The organism is Haloferax sp. Atlit-6N, from assembly GCF_003383195.1.
In the GTDB taxonomy this organism is placed as follows: Archaea; Halobacteriota; Halobacteria; order Halobacteriales; family Haloferacaceae; genus Haloferax; species Haloferax gibbonsii.
Genome location: NZ_QEQJ01000006.1, coordinates 44,662 through 62,002, shown reverse-complemented (window position 1 = coordinate 62,002; position 17,341 = coordinate 44,662). Strand labels below are relative to the sequence as shown.

Below are 17,341 nucleotides of genomic sequence, written 5' to 3'. Positions count from 1 at the left end.
TCGTCGGTGGGAACGGTCGCGGAAAAACGGTGTTCGGAGCCGCCGGCTTAGGCGTCGATTTCGACTTCGTCTCGCTCCTCGTCGTCGAGGTCGGCCAGTTCGTCGAGGTCGTCGCCGCCGCCGCGGATGTAGCGGACCGCCGCGGCGATGCCGACGAGGAGGACGAACCCGACGAGCAGCGCCATACCGGGGCCGCCGCTCGACTCGGATTCGTCGGTCTCGTCGGCGTCGAGCTCCGCGTCGTAGTCGTCGTAGTCGTCGTACGATTCGTCCTCGGTTTCGAGTGCCGCCGCCTCGTCGCCGCCGCGCTTGGAGAGGAGCGGCGCGCTGTTGGTCGGGCTGAACTCGAAACCGTCGTGCAGGTGGACCTCGAAGAGGGTGAAGTCGGCCATACCCATCAGTACGCTCACAAGATGGATATGCCTTGTGGCGACGGGACGACGCGGGTCGCCGTGAGACGCGACGACCTCGCCCCGCGGTGACACCCGGTGGGGTGTGCTGGATTCGCTGTGTTCTTGTTCCGCCGCCCGCGAATCTCCCGTATGGACGACGACCGACGCGCCTTCCTCGAAGACCTGCTCACCACACCCAGTCCGTCCGGCTACGAGGTCGCCGGCCAGCGCGTGTGGGTGGACTACGTCTCGCAGTTCGCCGACGACGTGACGGTCGACGACTACGGCAACGCCGTCGCGGTCCACGAGGGCACCGGCGAGGGCCCCGAAATCGCCTTCACCGGCCACGCGGACCAAATCGGCTACATCGTCCGCGACATCGACGACGACGGCTTCGTCCGTATCGGTCCCATCGGCGGCGCGGACCGCACCGTCTCGAAGGGCCAGCACGTGACGGTCCACGGCGACGGCGGCGACGTGGCCGGCGTCATCGGCCAGACCGCCATCCACCTCCGTGACGTGGGAAGCGAGGAGTACGACGACCTCGAAGAGCAGTTCGTCGACATCGGCGCGACGAGCAAGGGCGACGCGAAGGACCACGTCGAGGTCGGCGACCCAGTGACGGTCGAAGCGCGGGTCCGCGACCTCGCGGGCGACCGGGTCGCGGCCAACGGGATGGACAACCGCGTCGGCACCTGGTCGGCCGCGGAGGGCCTCCGCGCCGCCGTCGAGGCCGACGTGGACGCGACGGTGTACGCCGTCAGCACGGTTCAGGAGGAAGTCGGCGTGCAGGGCGCGAAGATGGTCGGCTACGACCTCGACCCCGACGCGATGGTCGCCGTCGACGTGACCCACGCGACGGACAACCCCGACGTGCCCGGCAAGCGCAAGGGCCCGGTCGAACTCGGCGAGGGGCCGGTCGTCTCCCGCGGGAGCGCGAACCACCCCAACGTCGTCTCGCTCGCCCGCGACGCGGCCGGGGACGCCGACATCGGCGTCCAACTGCAGGCCGCCGGCATCCGCACGGGAACCGACGCGGACGCCTTCTACACGAGTCGCTCCGGTATCCCCTCGCTCAACATCGGCATCCCGAACCGCTACATGCACACGCCCGTCGAAGTGGTCTCCACGAGCGACCTCGACGACGTGGCCGAACTGCTCGGGTCGATGGCCGCGCTCGCGGGCGACGTGGACTCGTTCGGCGTCGAACTGTAGGCGGGCGGACGGCGCCCCCGCGCTGTGCGTAGTTGTCGCACACGCCTCCGGGCGAAAGAAAACCGTTAAAAGTCGCCACACGGTGTTTCCACGTATGGCTGGAACTATCGAAGTACTCGTTCCCGGCGGGAAGGCGAACCCCGGTCCGCCGCTCGGCCCGGAACTCGGCCCGACCCCCGTCGACGTGCAGGACGTCGTCAACGACATCAACGAACAGACGGCTGCCTTCGACGGCATGGAAGTCCCCGTCACCGTCGAGTACGACGACGACGGCTCGTTCAGCATCGAGGTCGGCGTCCCGCCGACGGCCGCCCTCATCAAGGACGAGGTCGGATTCGACACCGGCAGCGGCGAACCCCAGAAGAACTTCGTCGCCGACATGTCCATCGCACAGCTGAAGAAGGTCGCAGAGCAGAAGTCCTCTGACCTGCTCTCGTACGACCTCAAGAACGCCTCGAAGGAAGTCGCCGGGACGTGCGCGTCCCTCGGCGTCACCATCGAGGGCGAAGACGCCCGCACGTTCAAGCAGCGCATCGACGGCGGCGACTTCGACGACCACTTCGACGACGAGTAATCGTCTCGGAACCGTCTCGGCGGTTCGAACCGCCCTTTCCGTCGGGCCGAGTCGACTCGGCCCGCTTTCTTCTCTCCACGGACCCGACTCGACCCGGAGCGACTCGACCGTCGACGACCGCACATCGCTCGCGTGCTCGCCAGTTCGCATGTGTGGCTGTGGCACGCGAAACCCCCGAATTCGGGGGTTTCGGCTCCCGTGGTTCGACGGACTTAAGTTGAGCCTACTCGTCCTGCCGGACGAGGCAGGCAGTAGCCTGTTTCACTGACCCGTAGGAGCAATCCTGCGTACTACGGAGGTGAATAATGGCAGACACAATAGTTGACGCAGTCTCTCGCGCACTCGACGAGGCACCCGGGCGGAACTTCCGCGAAACGGTTGACCTCGCCGTGAACTTGCGAGACTTAGATCTTAACGACCCGTCGAAGCGTGTCGACGAGAGCATCGTGCTCCCGTCTGGCACCGGCCAGGACACCCAGATTGTGGTGTTCGCGACCGGTGAAACCGCGCTCCGCGCAGAGGATGTCGCCGACGAAGTTCTCGGGCCCGACGAGCTCGAAGACTTCGGCGACGACACCGATGCGGCGAAAGACCTTGCCGACGAGACCGACTTCTTCGTTGCCGAGGCTGGACTGATGCAGGACATCGGTCGCTACCTCGGTACCGTGCTCGGTCCCCGTGGTAAGATGCCGACCCCGCTTCAGCCCGACGACGACGTCGTCGAGACGGTGAACCGGATGAAGAACACGGTGCAGCTCCGCTCGCGCGACCGTCGCACGTTCCACACGCGCGTCGGCGCAGACGACATGACGCCCGACGAAATCGCGGAGAACATCGACGTCATCGTCCGTCGTCTCGAGGCGACGCTCGAAAAGGGCCCGCTCAACATCGACTCCGTCTACGTGAAGACGACGATGGGGCCGTCCGTGGAGGTGCCCGCATGAGCGAGTCCGAGGTTCGGCAGACCGAGGTTATCCCGCAGTGGAAGCGTGAAGAGGTCGACGAGCTCGTCGACTTCATCGAATCCTACGAATCCGTCGGCGTCGTCGGCGTCGCGGGCATCCCGAGCCGCCAGCTCCAGGCCATGCGCCGCGAGCTTCACGGCTCGGCCGCGGTGCGCATGAGCCGTAACACGCTCGCGAACCGCGCGCTCGACGAAGTCGACGACGGCTTCGAGGAACTCAAGGAGTACATCGCCGGGCAGGTCGCCCTCATCGGCACGAACGACAACCCGTTCGCCCTGTACAAGGAGCTCGAGGCGTCGAAGACGCCCGCGCCCATCAACGCCGGTGAAGTCGCCCCGAACGACATCGTCATCCCCGAGGGTGACACCGGTGTCGACCCGGGTCCGTTCGTCGGCGAACTCCAGCAGGTCGGGGCGTCCGCCCGCATCATGGACGGCTCGATCAAGGTGACGGAAGACTCCAACGTCCTTTCGGCGGGCGAGGAAGTCTCCGAGGAACTCGCGAACGTCCTGGCGGAACTCGGCATCGAACCCAAGGAGGTCGGTCTCGACCTCCGCGGCGTCTTCTCCGAAGGCGTCCTGTTCGAGCCCGACGAACTCGCCATCGACGTGGACGAGTACCGCGCCGACATCCAGTCGGCCGTCTCCGCCGCGACGAACCTCTCTGTCAACGCGGTCTACCCGACCGCTCAGACCGCGCCGACGCTCATCGCCAAGGCGACGAGCGAGGCCAAGGCCGTCGGCCTGTTCGCCAACATCGAGAGCCCGGACTTCATGCCCGAGCTCATCTCGAAGGCGGACGCCCAGCTTCGGGCGCTCGCGGCGAACATCGACGACGAAGAGGCGCTTCCCGAGGAACTCCGCGGCGTGTCCGCGGCTGACACGGGTGCCGCCGAGGAAGAAGAATCGACTGACGAAGAAGCAGCGGACGCCGACGAGGCAGACGCCGACGCCGACGAAGACGCCGCCGAAGACGACGGCGACGACGACGAAGACGCTGGCGACGCCCTCGGCTCCCTGTTCTAACAACACACAAGGTACACAACAATGGAATACGTCTACGCTGCGCTCATCCTGAACGAGTCGGACGAAGAGGTCAACGAAGAGAACATCACCGCGGTCCTCGAGGCCGCCGGTGTCGATGTCGAGGAGTCCCGCGTCAAGGCGCTCGTCGCCGCGCTCGAGGACGTCGACATCGAAGAGGCCATCGAGACGGCCGCCGCTGCCCCCGCGCCCGCCGCGGGCGGTTCCGCCGGTGGCGAGGTCGAGGCCGCTGACGACGACGACGAGGAAGACGCCGAAGAAGAGGCCGCTGACGAAGGCGGCGACGACGACGACGACGACGAAGAAGCCGACGGCGAGGGCCTCGGCGCGCTCTTCGGCTAACTCCTGCGAGACTCAGCCGCATCCGCGGCGACGCTCGCTTCGAAACTCCGATTTCTTTCGACGCAACTCACCAGCGGCAGTTCCGGTCGCGTGTTCGCCGATTCGGACGCGGGCCGCGCCACCGTCAGCGCCGGTGCCGAGCGCGTAGCTTCATATCGAAAGCCGCGGCCACTCCGGCGCGATGTTCCTCACCGGCGGGGCAGTCGTCTCCCTGTTCGCTCGAGCGGCGGCGCTCGCGTCGCCCGTCGCGGCCGACCCGACGACCGCCGCCCTCCTCGGCGTGGTCGTCGGCGTCTTCCTCGGGACCTGTTCGGGCCTCATTCCCGGCCTCCACGCGAACGCGTTCGCTCTGCTCCTCGCCGGCGTCGCGTCCGAGTTCCCCGGCCCGCCGGTCGCCGTCGCGGCCGCCGTCCTCGCCGCGTCGACCGTCCACACCTTCCTCGACGTGGTGCCGGCGCTGACGCTCGGCGTGCCCGACGCCGCGCTCGCGCCGGGGGCGTTGCCGGCGCACAAACTCGTTCTCGGCGGGCGGGGACGCGAAGCGCTCAGGCTGTCGGCGCTCGGTAGCGGCGCGGCGCTCTGTCTGGCGGTGCCGGTCGCGGTGCCGCTCACCGAGGTACTGGTCGAGGGCTATCCCGTCGTCCGGGACCACCTGTGGGTGGTGCTCGCCGCCGTCGCCGCCGCGCTCGTCTGGACCGAACCGAGTCGGCGGGCCAAACTGGCGGCCTGCGTGACCATCGTCGCCTCGACGGGGCTGGGTCTCGCGGTTCTCGACCGGCCGTTCGGGGGACCGCTTCCGGTCGGTGGCGTGTTGGCCCCGCTCTTGGCCGGGCTGTTCGGTGTTCCGGTCCTCTTGGCGGCGCGACGCGGGGCCGGCGTCCCACCGCAGGGTGACGCCGCGCTCGCGACCTCGCCGCGTTCGGTCGCGCGGAGCGTCGCGGCGGGTGCCGGCGGCGGGGCGTTCGTCGGCTACCTCCCGGGCGTTTCCGCCGGAGTCGCCGGCACGCTCGCGCTCGCGGCGCTCCCCAGAACCGACCCAGACGAGTCGACCCGGGCCTACGTCACGGCGACGAGCGCCGCCACGACGGCGACGACGGTGTTCGCGCTGTTCGCCCTCGCCGGGTTGGGGACGCCCAGAACGGGCGCGCTCGTCGCACTCACGGAGGCGAAGCTCCCGACCGGCCTCGGCCTCGCGGTGCCGGTGACGGTCGTCTCGGGTCTCTGCGGGGCGGTGTTGGTGCCTGTCGTCGGCGACCGGGCGCTCGCGTTCGTCGGGAGACTCGACCAGCGCCGACTCGTCACCGCCGTCTGCGCCCTCCTCGTCGTTCTCTCGTGGGCGTTCGCTGGCGTCGGCGGCGTCGTCGTCCTCGCCGTCGCCGGGGCTGTCGGCCATCTCCCCGTTCGGTTCGGCTGTCGGCGCGTCCACCTGATGTGCGTCCTCATGGGGCCGCTGGTACTCGGGTGAGTCGTGTCCACGCGGGACACGGATTTCCCCCAGCAGAACCCGGAAAGACAACGGTTAAAAGTCGCGCGCCGGTTTATGAGCGTATGAGCGAGTCCGAACAGCGACACGCGCACCAGTGTGTGTCCTGTGGCATCAACATCGCCGGCATGAGCGCGGCGACGTTCAAGTGCCCCGACTGTGGCCAGGAGATTTCGCGTTGTTCCAAGTGCCGCAAGCAGAGCAACCTCTACGAGTGCCCCGACTGCGGATTCATGGGTCCATAATCATGGGAAAAGTAGCTGCTAAAATCAAGGTCATGCCGAACAGCCCCGAGCTCGACCTCGACAACCTCGAGGACGCGCTCGAAGACTCCCTGCCCGAGGGTGCGAAGATCAAGGGCTTCGAACGCGACGACGTCGCGTTCGGACTCGTCGCCCTCCTGCCGACGGTCATCGTCCCCGACGACGCCGGTGGCACCGAGGCCGTCGAAGAGGCGTTTATCGAAGTCGAAGGCGTCGAGAGCGTCTCCGTCGAGAACGTCGGCCGTATCTGAACTGACGACCGACCTTTTTCGAAGTCTCGTCCCCGGAGCGACCGCGTTCGACCGCCGTCAGCGGCGCTCCATGAAGTAGACGCCGAGGACGACGCCGAACGTGAGCCCGAGCATCACGCCGATGGCCAGGGAGTCGCCGATGACGCCCGCGACGCCGCCGAGAAGGAAGCCGATGGCCAGCCCGATACCGAACTGCTCGGCGCTGTGGCTCGACCCCTCGTGGTCGTCGGAATCGACCATCACGCGGTCGGTCGGTTCGGCGTAGCTCTGTCGCTGTACGGACTCCGCGCTCAGGGTGACTGACTCCTGGGACATACCTCATTATTCTTCGTGCTATTCAATAACCCTTGCCCGCGTTCTCAACTTTCGGCAACGACCGGCGTGCGAGCGCGCGAGGGCGCGTGAGGACGAGTCGACGCGGACTCCGACGCTCAGAACGCCGCGTCGAACGCTCGCTGAAGGTCGGCTTTCATGTCGTCGATGTGCTCGATGCCGACCGAGACGCGGATGAGGCCGTCGGTGAGGCCCGCTTCGAGTCGCTCCTCGCGGGGGATGGCCGCGTGAGTCATCGCCGCGGGCTGTTCGATGAGGCTCTCGACGCCGCCGAGGCTCTCGGCGAGCGTGAACACCTCGGTCTCCTCGACGACGGTCGAGGCCTGTTCGAGCGAGCCGTCGAGTTCGAACGAGAGCATTCCGCCGAAGTCGTCCATCTGCTCGGCCGCGAGGTCGTGTTGCGGGTGGGAGTCGAGGCCGGGGTAGAACACCTCGGAGACCGCCTCGTGGTCGTCGAGCCACGCGGCGAGTTCGCGGGCGTTGTCGCAGTGGCGGTCCATCCGGACCGGGAGCGTCTTGGTCCCGCGGAGGACGAGGAAGCAGTCGAACGGCGAGGGCGTCGCGCCCACGGAGTTCTGGTAGAACGCTATCTCCTCGTCGAGGTCCGCGTCGTCGGTGACGAGCGCGCCGCCGACGACGTCGGAGTGGCCGCCGAGGTACTTCGTCAGCGAGTGCGAGACGATGTCCGCGCCGTGGTCGAGCGGGCGCTGGAGATACGGCGTGGCGAAGGTGTTGTCGACGGCGCACAGCGCGTCGACCTCGTGGGCGATGTCGGCGAGCGCCTCGATGTCGTTGACGCGCATGAGCGGGTTCGTCGGCGTCTCGACCCACACGAGCTCGGTCTCGTCGCGGACGGCGTCGCGGACGGCGTCGTGGTCGGTGGTGTCGACGAAGTCGAACTCGAGGTCGTACTTCTCGTAGACCTGCGTGAAGATGCGGTGGGTGCCGCCGTAGACGTCGTTGCCGGCGACGACGTGGTCGCCCGCTTCGAGGAGGTTGAGCACGGTGTTTATCGAACCCATCCCCGAGGAGAAGGCGCGGCCGTGCGAGCCGTGTTCGAGCGCCGCGAGGTTCGATTCGAGGTCGGTTCGCGTCGGGTTCCCCGTGCGGGAGTACTCGTAGCCGCGGTGGTCACCCGGCCCGTCTTGGGCGTACGTCGAGTTCGCGTAGATGGGCGTCATGAGCGCCCCCGTCTCCTCGTCGGGCTCCTGTCCCGCGTGGATGGCGCGCGTCTCGATGCGTCGCTCGTCTTCGGACATACGAGAAGCGCCGCACCGACTCGGGTTAAGTCCGTCCCTCCCGCGCGACCACGCGGGGGACACACACGCGCGGTTCGTAACGTGCAATTTATAATGGCGACGCAAGTATTCGTTCTCACGACTATGCCGAGCTCCAACGGTCCGATGAAGGGGACGCGAGGAAAGCTCTCGAACAAGCCGCGCGAGCGCGGCACTTCGCCGCCGCAGCGCGCTATCGCGGAATTCGAGGAGGGCCAGAAGGTCCACCTCAACATCGACCCCAGCGTTCGCGAGGGTCGTTTCCACCCGCGCTTCAACGGTCTCACCGGCGAGGTCCTCGGGAAGCAGGGCCGCGCGTTCAAGGTGCAGATCAACGACGGCGGCAAAGAGAAGACGGTCATCGTCCGACCCGCTCACCTGCGCGCCCAGCAGTAAGCGATGACCATCTTCAAAGAAAAGCTCGACGAGGAGTATCTGACGACCTCCGAGGTCAAGGAACTGCTCGCCGAGGTTGAGGCGGAACGCGCCGCCGACGAAGAGCGCGAGATGCGCTACGAACTGGCCCGTGCGATAGAACACGTCAACCGGTTCGCCCACCTCGACCCCGAGGAATCTCGCGAACTCGTCGAGGAGCTCGCCGAGCTCGAGAAGGTCGACGGTCCGACCGCCATCAAAATCGCGGACCTCCTCCCGCAGTCGCGCGACGAACTTCGCGCGGTGTTCGCCCAGCAGCGCTACGCGCTCTCGGGCGCCGAACTCGACGAAATCCTCAACGTCGTCGCGAAGTACGTCTGACCGCGTGACAGCGCGGCCAACTATTTAAATATCGGCTCGCCGTAACTACTGGCATGACACGTACGGAGAGCGGTGACGCCGACGCCACGACCGAGTACGTCGTCGTACTCGACGTACTCCGCCACGGGCGTCAGGGAGACGACCGACGGCGCTTCGACGCGGCACCCATCGCGTACGCGCTCGGAGAGTCCGACTTCCGTCTCCTCGAGTTGACCCTCGTCGAAGACGCCGACGTGAGCATCGGCGACCGGCTCGTCGTCTCGCCGGTCGCCGACCGCGAGCTGATTCAGTCCGTCGAAGAACTCTCGTACGGCGACCTCTCGAACACGGCGACGGCCGAAGTCGACTACGTCGTCGAGGACATCGTCGAGGCCGACGAACGGCGGTTCGTCGACTTCTACAACGACGCACAGCCCATCACCCTGCGGCTCCACCAGCTCAACTTGCTTCCCGGCATCGGGAAGAAGCTCCGCGACAAGATTCTCGAATCGCGCAAGCGGCAGGGACCGTTCGAGTCGTTCGAAGACCTCGAAGAGCGGGTCTCCGGGCTTCACCGCCCGAAGGAGGTCATCGTCGAGCGCATCCTCGACGAACTCCGCGACAACGACGTGAAGTACAAGACGTTCGTCGGACGCGACGGGCGGTAGCGGAACGGGACTTTTACCCGCTCCCGCACGATACCTCTCCCAATGACGAGCGACGGCAGCGAACAGGTCCGCGGGGCCGGCGCGCGCGACCCGGACGCCCTCATCCGGCGGGCGGGCGCTCGCGGGAACCCGGACCACGACCAGCACTTCCTCGTCGACGACCGCGTCGTCGACCGCATCCCGACGTACCTCCCCGAGGACGCGGACCGCTCGCACGTCCTCGAAATCGGCGGCGGGCCGGGCGTCCTCACGGACCGACTGCTCGGCGTCGCCGACCGCGTCACCGTCGTCGAACAGGACCGGACGTTCGCCGAGCACCTGCGCCGCGAGTTCGCCGACGAGGTCGAAGCGGGACGGCTCACCGTCGTCGAGGGCGACGCGCTCGAGGTCGACCTGCCCGAGTTCACCGCGTGCGTCTCGAACCTCCCGTACGGCATCTCCTCGGAGATTTCGTTCCGGCTGCTCCCCCGCGGGAAGCCGCTGGTGTTGATGTTCCAAAAGGAGTTCGGCGAGCGGATGGCCGCCGAGGCGGGCACCTCGGAGTACGGCCGCCTCTCGGTGAGCACCCAGCACTACGGCGAGGTCGAGGTCTGCGAGCACGTCCCCCGCGAGGCGTTCGACCCCAAGCCGGCGGTCCAGAGCGTCGTCGTCCGCATCACGCCGCGCGACCCGGAGTACGAGGTCGAAGACGAGGCGTTCTTCCTCGACTTCGTGAAGGCGCTGTTTACCCAGCGACGGAAGACCATCAGAAACGGCATCCGAAACACGGCGCACATCTCCGGGCTGTCGGACCCCGAAGCGGTCGTCGAGGCGGCCGACGAGGACGTGCTCCGAAAGCGCGCCGGCAACATGGCTCCCGCGGAGTTCGCCGAACTCGCGGAACTCGCCGCGTCGGTCGGCCGGTAACCTAACTCCATGATACGCCCCGCGCTCGCCGTGACCCTCTCTCGTCTCGCCTCCACCGGCACGCCCCTCCAGAGCGACACGGTTCTCGACATCGCGTCGCTGTTCCCGACGTTCGAGCTTCGCGTCGCCGCGAGCCTCCTCGTGACCGTCGCCGTCGTCGCCGTCTGGCGACTCGGCGCGCGACTCCACGACAAGGAGGTCGACGCCGTCTCGATGCCGGTGTGGCACCTCTCGGTGACGGTGCTCCGACTCGTCGTCGTCGCCGGCGGCGGGGCGTTCGTCTTCGCGGTCTGGTCGCTGTCGGGCGACATCGGCACGATTTCGGCGCAGTACGACCTCAACAGGCAGACGTTCGTCCGCATCGCGCTGTCGGCGGCGTTCGTCGTCGGCGCGTACGTCCTGACGAGCGTCCTCGGTCGGTTCATCGGCGAGATTGCGAGCACGCGACCGGAGATTTCCGACCACCAGCGCGAAATCATCTACCGCATCGCGCAGGTGACGACCTACCTCGCGACGCTCGCGGTCATCCTCGGTATCTGGCGGGCCGACCTCGGCGGCTTCCTCGTCGGCGCTGGCTTCCTCGGCATCGTGGTCGGGATGGCGGCGAGACAGACCCTCGGCGCGCTCATCGCGGGCTTCGTCATCATGTTCTCCCGGCCGTTCGAAATCGGCGACTGGGTCGAAGTCGGCGACCACGAGGGTATCGTCACCGAAATCACGGTCGTGAACACGCGCATCCAGACGTTCGACGGCGAGTTCGTGATGATTCCGAACGACGTGGTGAGCTCGGAGAGCCTCGTCAACCGGAGCCGAAAGGGTCGACTCCGCCTCGACGTCGAGGTCGGCGTCGACTACGAGACCGACATCGACCACGCCGCGGACGTGGCGCAGGCGGCTGTCGAAGACCTCGACGAGGTGCTCTCGGTGCCGAAGCCGCAGGTCGTCGCCAAGCGGTTCGACGACTCCGCGGTCGTCCTCGGGGTTCGCCCGTGGATAGACCGCCCGAGCGCCCGCCGGTGGTGGCGCGCCCGCACGGCGACCATCTCGGCCGTCCGCGAGACGTTCGCCGAGGAGGACATCACCATCCCGTTCCCGCAGCGCGCGCTGTCCGAGCGCGACCCCTCGGGGCCGATTCCGCTCACCGATACGAGGCCCGAGGCGAGCCCCGAAGCCGACGGCGGCGTCGAGGGCGGTGAGGCCGATGGCGACGCCTCGACTGGTTCCACGGAGGCCGACGAATGACCGACCTCGCCGAGCGCCGCGGGATGAACACCTCCGTCTACCAGCCCGCGGAGGACTCCGGACTGCTCGCGCAGGCCGCGGTCGGGCGCGTCTCGGGACGCGTCCTCGAAGTCGGCACCGGCTCGGGCTGGGTCGCAGAGCAACTCGCGACGAAGACCGACGCCGACGTGGTCGCGAGCGACCTCAATCCACACGCCTGCCGGCAGGCGGCCGAGCGGGCCGCAGCCATCCGCGCCGAGGGCGGCCGCGGCTTCGAGGTCGTTCGCGGGAGCCTCGTCGAGCCGTTCCGCGACGACGCCTTCGACGCGGTGGCGTTCAATCCGCCGTACCTCCCCGAGGACCTCGAAGCCGCGCGCGACGACTGGATGGAAGTCGCGCTCACCGGCGGCGAGGACGGCCGCGAAATCATCGACCCGTTCCTCGACACGGTCGGCCGCGTCCTCAAGCCCGGCGGGACCGTCTTCCTCCTCGTGAGTAGCTTCACGGGCTACGACGAGGTGCTCGCCCGCGCCGAGGCGAACGGCTTCGGCCACGAGGTCGTCGTCCAGGAGTCGTACCCCTACGAGACCCTCACGGTGCTCGCGTTGGAATAACCAATGCGCATATGTTGATACAGGAAATATTATAGGCCGTCATTTCTTAGCCAGGAGTGATGACTGAACTCGTCTCGACGACACCGGGACTGTATCCCCTCCCGGATTGGGCGAAACAGGAGCTTTCCGACCTCAAGGGTCACCAGAAACACGACCTCATCTCCGGTAACGAGGGCGCGGACATCGTGAGCGCGTACGACCGCGCCCGCGAGGAAGTCGTCTCCGAACAGACTGACGCCGGTCTCGACCGCGTCGTCGAGGCGCAACTCCGCTGGGACGACATGCTCGCGCACCCGCTGACGGTCCACGAGAACGTCGAGACCGGCGGTATCGTCCGCTACTACGACAACAACAACTTCTACCGCGACCCGCAGGTCCGCGGCGAACTCACCTTCTCCGGCGACGTCGCGGCCGAACTCGACGCTACCGCCGACCTCCTCGGCGACGAGTCGCTGCAGGCGGTCCTCCCCGGCCCGTACTCGCTTTCGGACCTCGCGACCGACGAGCACTACGGCGACGAGGCCGACTTCCTCGGCGCAGTCAGCGAGTTCCTCGCCGGCGAGGTCGACGCCTTCCCCGACCACGAGACGCTGTTCCTCCTCGAACCCTCGCTCGTGTTCTCGCCGCCGGGCGAGGACGTCGACGAGCGCGTCGCCGAGGCCATCTCCGCCGTCTCCGACGCGACCGACGCCGACGTGGTCGTCCACACCTACTGGGGCGCGCTCGACGAGAAGGTCTACGCGCACCTCATGGACGCCGACGTCGAGGCCATCGGCTTCGACTTCGTCGCCGGTGACCGCGACCAGACGCTCTACAACATCAACGAGTACGGCACGAAAGACGACATCGCCCTGGGCCTCGTCGACGGCCAGAACACGCTGGTCGAAGACCCCGACACGGTCCGCGAGCGCGTCGAGTGGACCCTCGACAACGTCCAGAGCCAGACGTTCGACACCGCCTACGTGACCTCCAACACCGAACTGTTCTACCTGCCGGAGAACCGCGCGACGGAGAAACTCGCCGCCCTCGCGGCCGCCACCGAGGACGAACTGGAGGTGGAAGCATGAGCCGCGACGCCGAGAACCGCGAGCAGTTCCGCCCTGAAGGCCACGAAAACGAGCACTTCCTGCTCACCACCGTCGTCGGCTCCTACCCGAAGCCCAAGTGGCTCAACCGCGCCAACGACCTCGCGGAGGACCCCGACTCCAAGTTCACCCAGGAGCACCTCCACGAGGCCCACGACGACGCCTGTCGCGTCATCACCCGCGAGCACGAGCGCTCCGGCCTCGACACCGTCGTCGACGGCGAGATGCGCCGCGAGGAGATGGTCGAGTACTTCGCCCACCGCATCCCCGGCTACGAGTTCAACGGCCCGGTGAAGGTGTGGGGCCACAACTACTTCGACAAGCCCTCGGTCGTCGGCGAGGTCGAGTACGACGAGCCGTGGCTGGTCGACGAGTTCGAGTTCACGAGCGACGTGGCCTCCAAGCCCGTCAAGGTCCCCATCACGGGCCCGTATACGCTGGCTAGCTGGTCGTTCAACGAGCACTACGACTCCGAGGCCGACCTCGCGTACGCGCTGGCCGACCTCGTCAACGAGGAAATCGAGAAGCTCGTCGAGGCGGGCGCGACCTACATCCAGATCGACGAGCCCGCGCTGGCGACGACGCCGGACGACCACGCCATCGTCGGCGAGTGTCTCGAACGCATCGTTGCGGGCATCTCCGACGAGGTCCGCATCGGCCTCCACGTCTGTTACGGCGATTACTCCCGCATCTACCCCGAACTCAACGACTACCCAATCGACGAGTTCGACGTGGAACTCTGCAACGGCGGCTACGAGCAGATTGACGTGTTCACCGACCCCGAGTTCGAGCCGGACCTCGCGCTCGGCGTCCTCGACGTGCACACCACCGAAGTCGAGACCGTCGAGGAGATAAAGGAGAACATCAAGCAGGGTCTGAAGGTCGTCCCGCCGGAGAAGCTCACCGTCTCGCCCGACTGCGGCGTGAAGCTCCTCCCCCGCGAAGTCGCCTACCAGAAGACGGAGAACATGGTCAAAGCCGCCCGCGAGGTCGAAGCCGAACTCGACGCCGGCGAAATCGACCTCGACGCGCCCGTCCCGCAGGCCGACTGAGCGGCTGAGTGTCCGAGCGCCCGAACAACTCCCCGTTCGTCTTTCTTGTCCGTATCGAACCCAGAGTCGCAGACTCCCATCGCGTTCTCGCCGCCGTGAGTGTCTCCCCGTCCTGTACGTGAAATAAATGTTAACATAGCACATAGCGTATCGCTCGGTATGGGCACCGAATCAGTCGCACCGGAACGGACGAACGTCGAACTGTGCCGCCGATACGTCGAGGAGTTCGTCAACGAGGGGGACGCGGCGGCGGCCGAGGAGTTGGTCCGCGAGGACGTCGTCACTCACCAGTTGGGCGTCGACGTCGACAGAGTGGGGAGAGACGCGCTGGTCGACCAGATACTCGGTTTCCGGGGGGCGGTTCCGGACTGGACCCTCGCTGTCGAAGACGCGGTCGGCGAGGGCGACCGGGTGATGATGCGGCTCACGGCGCGGGGGACGCCGCAGGAGCCGTGGGGGAACCTCGTCCCGACCGGGAAGTCGTTCGAGCAACCGGCGTTCTTCGTCTTCCGACTCGAAGACGGCCGCATCGTCGAGCAGTGGAACCTGGTGAACCTGATGGGAATCGCGCGCCAACTCGGGTTGCTTCCGCCGGGACCGCGGGTCGTCGCCAAACTGGCGGCCCGGCGCATTCGGTCGCGCCTCGGCGGCGGCCGGTGACGCGGTCGAGCCGACAGACCGAGTTAGACGCGCTCGGTCTCGAACGAGCGTTCTCGGGTCGCGTCGTCTCCGACGTCGGCACCACCGAGCCCGCGATTGCCCTCACTCCCGATTCGCCACCCGCCGTCGGCACCGCGGACTAACGGAAGCTCCGTCCCGACGGCGTCTGAAATCTCTTCGGGTGGCACGTCGCACGCCGCGGCGATGCGTTCGAACCGCGAGCCGCCGGTCAGCGCCTCGGGAACCGGAACCCAGACCGTCGCGGTCCGGTCGTCGGGCGTCGCGAGCGCGAGGTCGAGTCGCACGCCGTCCCGGCGAGAGAACCGGGCGAAACCGCTCGCTCCGCGCCGCCGCTCGGGGACCACGTTCGTGACGACGCCCGAATCGACGTGGTCGAGCGCGCGCAGGCCGGCCACGCGGAGTTCGACGTCGCGGATGTCGGTCGGCCCGAGGACGACCGGACGCACGAGCGTCGAGAGCGTCGCCGCCAGTCGCGCGGTCGTCCACGCCGCCACCGCGGTCGCGCCGAGCATCGCCACCGCGCCGACGACGAACAGCGCCGCGAGCGCGAGGAGTACGAGTTCAACTTCGACCATGTGACACGTTTCGCCGGGCGACGAGAAAACCGTTGTTCGCCGCGCGGTGGACGGTCAGGTCGCGGTGACGGTCGTCGCCGGCAGTCCTGGTGTGACTGATGATAGTCTTTCGCACACTCCATTGTCGACGGGAGCGTCCCCGTCGGCTGGAGCGCGGACGAGAGGGGAGACGTGGCCGCCGCTCCTCTCGGCAGAAAACGTGAGAACCGCGAGACGAGACTTACTCGTAGAGCCAGGTCTCGTCGATGCGCTCGTAGTCGACGAGTTCGTCCTCGTCGAAGAAGAGCGCGATTTCGCGCTCGTTCGCGCCCTCGTCCTCGTGGTCGGAGCCGTGGATGACGTTCCGGCCGAGGTCGAGACCGTAGTCGCCGCGGATGGTGCCGGGAGCGGACTCTGCGGGGTCCGTCTCGCCCATCATGCCGCGGACCTGTCGAGTCGCGTCCTGTCCTTCCCAGACCATCGCGAAGACGGGACCGGACGTGATGAAGTCGACGAGACCCTCGAAGAAGGGCTTGCCCTCGTGCTCACCGTAGTGGTCGTGAGCGAGCTCCTCGTCGATCTGCATGAACTTGCCGCCGACCATCTTCAGACCGCGGTCCTCGAAGCGGGAGACGATGTCTCCGATGAGGCCGCGCTGGACGCCGTCGGGCTTGACCATCACGAAGGTGCGCTCTGCGTCGGACATCAGTTGTCCTCCGACTTGCCGCTCGCGCGGCGGCCGGCCTCCGTCCACTCGAGGTCGCGGGCCTCGCGGCCGAGGAAGTAGTTCTTCTCGGCCTTCGAGTCCTTGAAGTGGAGGATGGTACCGTCGGTCTTGACGTACATCGTGCCCGTGCCGGGCTCGATTTCCTCACCGCTGTAGTCGCACGTGCGCTTTTCGACCATTGTTACTGCCCTCCGATGGAGTCGGCGTCACGCTGAGTCTCGCGGAGCTGGAGGATGTCGCCCTCGCGGACGGGACCCAGCACGTTTCGCGTGATGATACGGCCCTGGTTGGAGCCTTCGCGGATGCGGCACTTGACCTGCATGGCCTCGCCGTGCATCCCAGTCTTTCCAACGACTTCGATGACTTCGGCAGGCGTCGAGTCGCTGGCTTGTTCGTCCGCGCTCATAGTCGGTTATCGAAGGTCCTCGACCTTAGTCGCGATGTCCTCGACATCGTCGGACGCGTCGCCGGCGTCGACGATGGCGGCCGCGGCACTGCCGACTTCGAGGCCGGCGGCGTGGCCGATGTCGTCCTGCGTCTCGACGAAGATGAACGGAATGCCCTTCTCGTCGGCGAGTTCGGGCAGGTGCATGACGATCTCCTCGGGGGAGACGTCTTCCGCGATGAGGACGAGCTGGGCGTTGCCCCGCTCGATGGACTTGGTCGTTTCGTTGGTTCCTTTCTTCACGATACCAGTATCTCGGGCGACCTCGAGCGCCTCGACGGCGCTGTCAGCGAGGTCGGCCGGTACGTCGAAGTCTACGTAGACAGCCATTGTTGTTCACCTATATCCTGCTCGCGGGCTCGACTCCCTCGCCGGTATCACACCGGTCGGTCGGTCGCGACCGGTCAACGATTTCCCTACGGCGAGGAGGTTCATCAACCCCGGACAGGCTGTAACCACTCTTTGCTTCGGCCCCCATAAAAGCGCTTTCAAAATCGTACCGCCGTGCGACGCGT

25 protein-coding genes are annotated in these 17,341 nt (G+C 67.1%); 17 read left to right on the top strand and 8 right to left on the bottom strand.

What is annotated here, in order from left to right:
• Positions 1 to 47: 47 nt before the first annotated feature.
• Entirely contained in the window at positions 48 to 392 is a 345-nt protein-coding gene (locus DEQ92_RS17895; RefSeq protein WP_050459771.1) for a hypothetical protein, read from the bottom strand.
• Between the two features lie 150 nt (positions 393 to 542).
• Between DEQ92_RS17895 and DEQ92_RS17890 the strand changes: the two genes are divergently transcribed.
• The 8 genes from DEQ92_RS17890 (at position 543) to DEQ92_RS17855 (ending at position 6,528) form a co-directional block, all read left to right on the top strand.
• A complete protein-coding gene (locus DEQ92_RS17890) occupies positions 543 to 1,607 on the top strand; it encodes a M42 family peptidase (RefSeq protein ID WP_004974569.1) in 1,065 nt (354 codons plus the stop codon).
• Positions 1,608 to 1,701: 94 nt separating this feature from the next.
• Entirely contained in the window at positions 1,702 to 2,181 is a 480-nt protein-coding gene (locus tag DEQ92_RS17885; protein ID WP_050459770.1) for a 50S ribosomal protein L11, read from the top strand.
• Positions 2,182 to 2,486: 305 nt separating this feature from the next.
• Entirely contained in the window at positions 2,487 to 3,125 is a 639-nt protein-coding gene (locus DEQ92_RS17880; RefSeq protein WP_004969375.1) for a 50S ribosomal protein L1, read from the top strand.
• Positions 3,122 to 4,171 (top strand): 50S ribosomal protein L10, encoded by a 1,050-nt coding sequence (locus tag DEQ92_RS17875; RefSeq protein ID WP_004974571.1) that lies wholly within the window; start codon positions 3,122 to 3,124, stop codon positions 4,169 to 4,171. The genes DEQ92_RS17880 and DEQ92_RS17875 overlap by 4 nt, the downstream gene beginning before the upstream one ends.
• Before the next feature lie 21 nt (positions 4,172 to 4,192).
• Positions 4,193 to 4,531, top strand: a complete 339-nt coding sequence (rpl12p, locus tag DEQ92_RS17870; protein ID WP_004974573.1) for a 50S ribosomal protein P1 — start codon at positions 4,193 to 4,195, stop codon at positions 4,529 to 4,531.
• Between the two features lie 181 nt (positions 4,532 to 4,712).
• Entirely contained in the window at positions 4,713 to 5,996 is a 1,284-nt protein-coding gene (locus tag DEQ92_RS17865; RefSeq protein ID WP_004974575.1) for a tripartite tricarboxylate transporter permease, read from the top strand.
• Positions 5,997 to 6,079: 83 nt separating this feature from the next.
• Positions 6,080 to 6,259: an HVO_2753 family zinc finger protein gene (locus DEQ92_RS17860; RefSeq protein ID WP_004042997.1), complete on the top strand. Its 180-nt coding sequence runs from the start codon at positions 6,080 to 6,082 to the stop codon at positions 6,257 to 6,259.
• Positions 6,260 to 6,261: 2 nt separating this feature from the next.
• On the top strand, positions 6,262 to 6,528 hold the full coding sequence (locus DEQ92_RS17855) for an elongation factor 1-beta (RefSeq protein WP_004969379.1): 267 nt from the start codon (positions 6,262 to 6,264) through the stop codon (positions 6,526 to 6,528).
• 57 nt (positions 6,529 to 6,585) lie between these two features.
• On the opposite strand, the gene DEQ92_RS17850 is transcribed toward DEQ92_RS17855, so the two are convergent.
• The gene (locus DEQ92_RS17850) at positions 6,586 to 6,843 is read right to left on the bottom strand and encodes a hypothetical protein (protein ID WP_004974577.1); all 258 of its coding nucleotides are present in this window, start codon (positions 6,841 to 6,843) and stop codon (positions 6,586 to 6,588) included.
• A 116-nt stretch (positions 6,844 to 6,959) separates the two neighbouring features.
• Positions 6,960 to 8,120 carry a cystathionine gamma-synthase gene (locus DEQ92_RS17845; RefSeq protein WP_115805009.1) on the bottom strand — a complete coding sequence of 387 codons (1,161 nt, stop codon included), beginning with the start codon at positions 8,118 to 8,120 and terminating at the stop codon, positions 6,960 to 6,962.
• 123 nt (positions 8,121 to 8,243) lie between these two features.
• On the opposite strand from DEQ92_RS17845, the gene DEQ92_RS17840 reads away from it, so the two are divergent.
• The 9 genes from DEQ92_RS17840 (at position 8,244) to DEQ92_RS17800 (ending at position 15,079) form a co-directional block, all read left to right on the top strand.
• Positions 8,244 to 8,534: a 50S ribosomal protein L21e gene (locus DEQ92_RS17840; RefSeq protein ID WP_004974579.1), complete on the top strand. Its 291-nt coding sequence runs from the start codon at positions 8,244 to 8,246 to the stop codon at positions 8,532 to 8,534.
• 3 nt (positions 8,535 to 8,537) lie between these two features.
• Positions 8,538 to 8,894: an RNA polymerase Rpb4 family protein gene (locus DEQ92_RS17835; RefSeq protein ID WP_115821186.1), complete on the top strand. Its 357-nt coding sequence runs from the start codon at positions 8,538 to 8,540 to the stop codon at positions 8,892 to 8,894.
• 53 nt (positions 8,895 to 8,947) lie between these two features.
• Positions 8,948 to 9,541, top strand: coding sequence for a DUF655 domain-containing protein (locus tag DEQ92_RS17830; RefSeq protein ID WP_004974581.1), 594 nt, complete (start codon positions 8,948 to 8,950; stop codon positions 9,539 to 9,541).
• 42 nt (positions 9,542 to 9,583) lie between these two features.
• Positions 9,584 to 10,447, top strand: coding sequence for a 16S ribosomal RNA methyltransferase A (locus DEQ92_RS17825; protein WP_050459766.1), 864 nt, complete (start codon positions 9,584 to 9,586; stop codon positions 10,445 to 10,447).
• 9 nt (positions 10,448 to 10,456) lie between these two features.
• Positions 10,457 to 11,689, top strand: coding sequence for a mechanosensitive ion channel family protein (locus DEQ92_RS17820; protein WP_115805010.1), 1,233 nt, complete (start codon positions 10,457 to 10,459; stop codon positions 11,687 to 11,689).
• Positions 11,686 to 12,282, top strand: a complete 597-nt coding sequence (locus tag DEQ92_RS17815; protein ID WP_004974586.1) for a HemK2/MTQ2 family protein methyltransferase — start codon at positions 11,686 to 11,688, stop codon at positions 12,280 to 12,282. Before DEQ92_RS17820 ends, DEQ92_RS17815 begins: the two co-directional genes overlap by 4 nt.
• A 59-nt stretch (positions 12,283 to 12,341) precedes the next feature.
• Complete coding sequence (locus tag DEQ92_RS17810) at positions 12,342 to 13,349, top strand: vitamin-B12 independent methionine synthase (RefSeq protein WP_004974587.1); 1,008 nt, start codon at positions 12,342 to 12,344, stop codon at positions 13,347 to 13,349.
• Positions 13,346 to 14,419 carry a methionine synthase gene (locus tag DEQ92_RS17805; RefSeq protein WP_004974588.1) on the top strand — a complete coding sequence of 358 codons (1,074 nt, stop codon included), beginning with the start codon at positions 13,346 to 13,348 and terminating at the stop codon, positions 14,417 to 14,419. The genes DEQ92_RS17810 and DEQ92_RS17805 overlap by 4 nt, the downstream gene beginning before the upstream one ends.
• 159 nt (positions 14,420 to 14,578) lie before the next feature.
• Complete coding sequence (locus tag DEQ92_RS17800; protein WP_050459765.1) at positions 14,579 to 15,079, top strand: ester cyclase; 501 nt, start codon at positions 14,579 to 14,581, stop codon at positions 15,077 to 15,079.
• Positions 15,080 to 15,102: 23 nt separating this feature from the next.
• Here DEQ92_RS17800 and DEQ92_RS17795 read toward each other — a convergent pair whose 3' ends face one another.
• From DEQ92_RS17795 to rpl7ae, 5 genes are all read right to left on the bottom strand, one after another.
• The gene (locus DEQ92_RS17795) at positions 15,103 to 15,675 is read right to left on the bottom strand and encodes a hypothetical protein (RefSeq protein ID WP_115821185.1); all 573 of its coding nucleotides are present in this window, start codon (positions 15,673 to 15,675) and stop codon (positions 15,103 to 15,105) included.
• Between the two features lie 220 nt (positions 15,676 to 15,895).
• The gene (gene ndk, locus DEQ92_RS17790; RefSeq protein ID WP_004974592.1) at positions 15,896 to 16,360 is read right to left on the bottom strand and encodes a nucleoside-diphosphate kinase; all 465 of its coding nucleotides are present in this window, start codon (positions 16,358 to 16,360) and stop codon (positions 15,896 to 15,898) included.
• Complete coding sequence (locus DEQ92_RS17785; protein WP_004974594.1) at positions 16,360 to 16,560, bottom strand: 50S ribosomal protein L24e; 201 nt, start codon at positions 16,558 to 16,560, stop codon at positions 16,360 to 16,362. The genes ndk and DEQ92_RS17785 overlap by 1 nt, the downstream gene beginning before the upstream one ends.
• A gap of 2 nt (positions 16,561 to 16,562) precedes the next feature.
• Entirely contained in the window at positions 16,563 to 16,787 is a 225-nt protein-coding gene (locus DEQ92_RS17780; RefSeq protein WP_004042966.1) for a 30S ribosomal protein S28e, read from the bottom strand.
• 6 nt (positions 16,788 to 16,793) lie between these two features.
• Positions 16,794 to 17,156, bottom strand: a complete 363-nt coding sequence (gene rpl7ae, locus DEQ92_RS17775; protein WP_004042964.1) for a 50S ribosomal protein L7Ae — start codon at positions 17,154 to 17,156, stop codon at positions 16,794 to 16,796.
• Between the last annotated feature and the right edge of the window lie 185 nt (positions 17,157 to 17,341).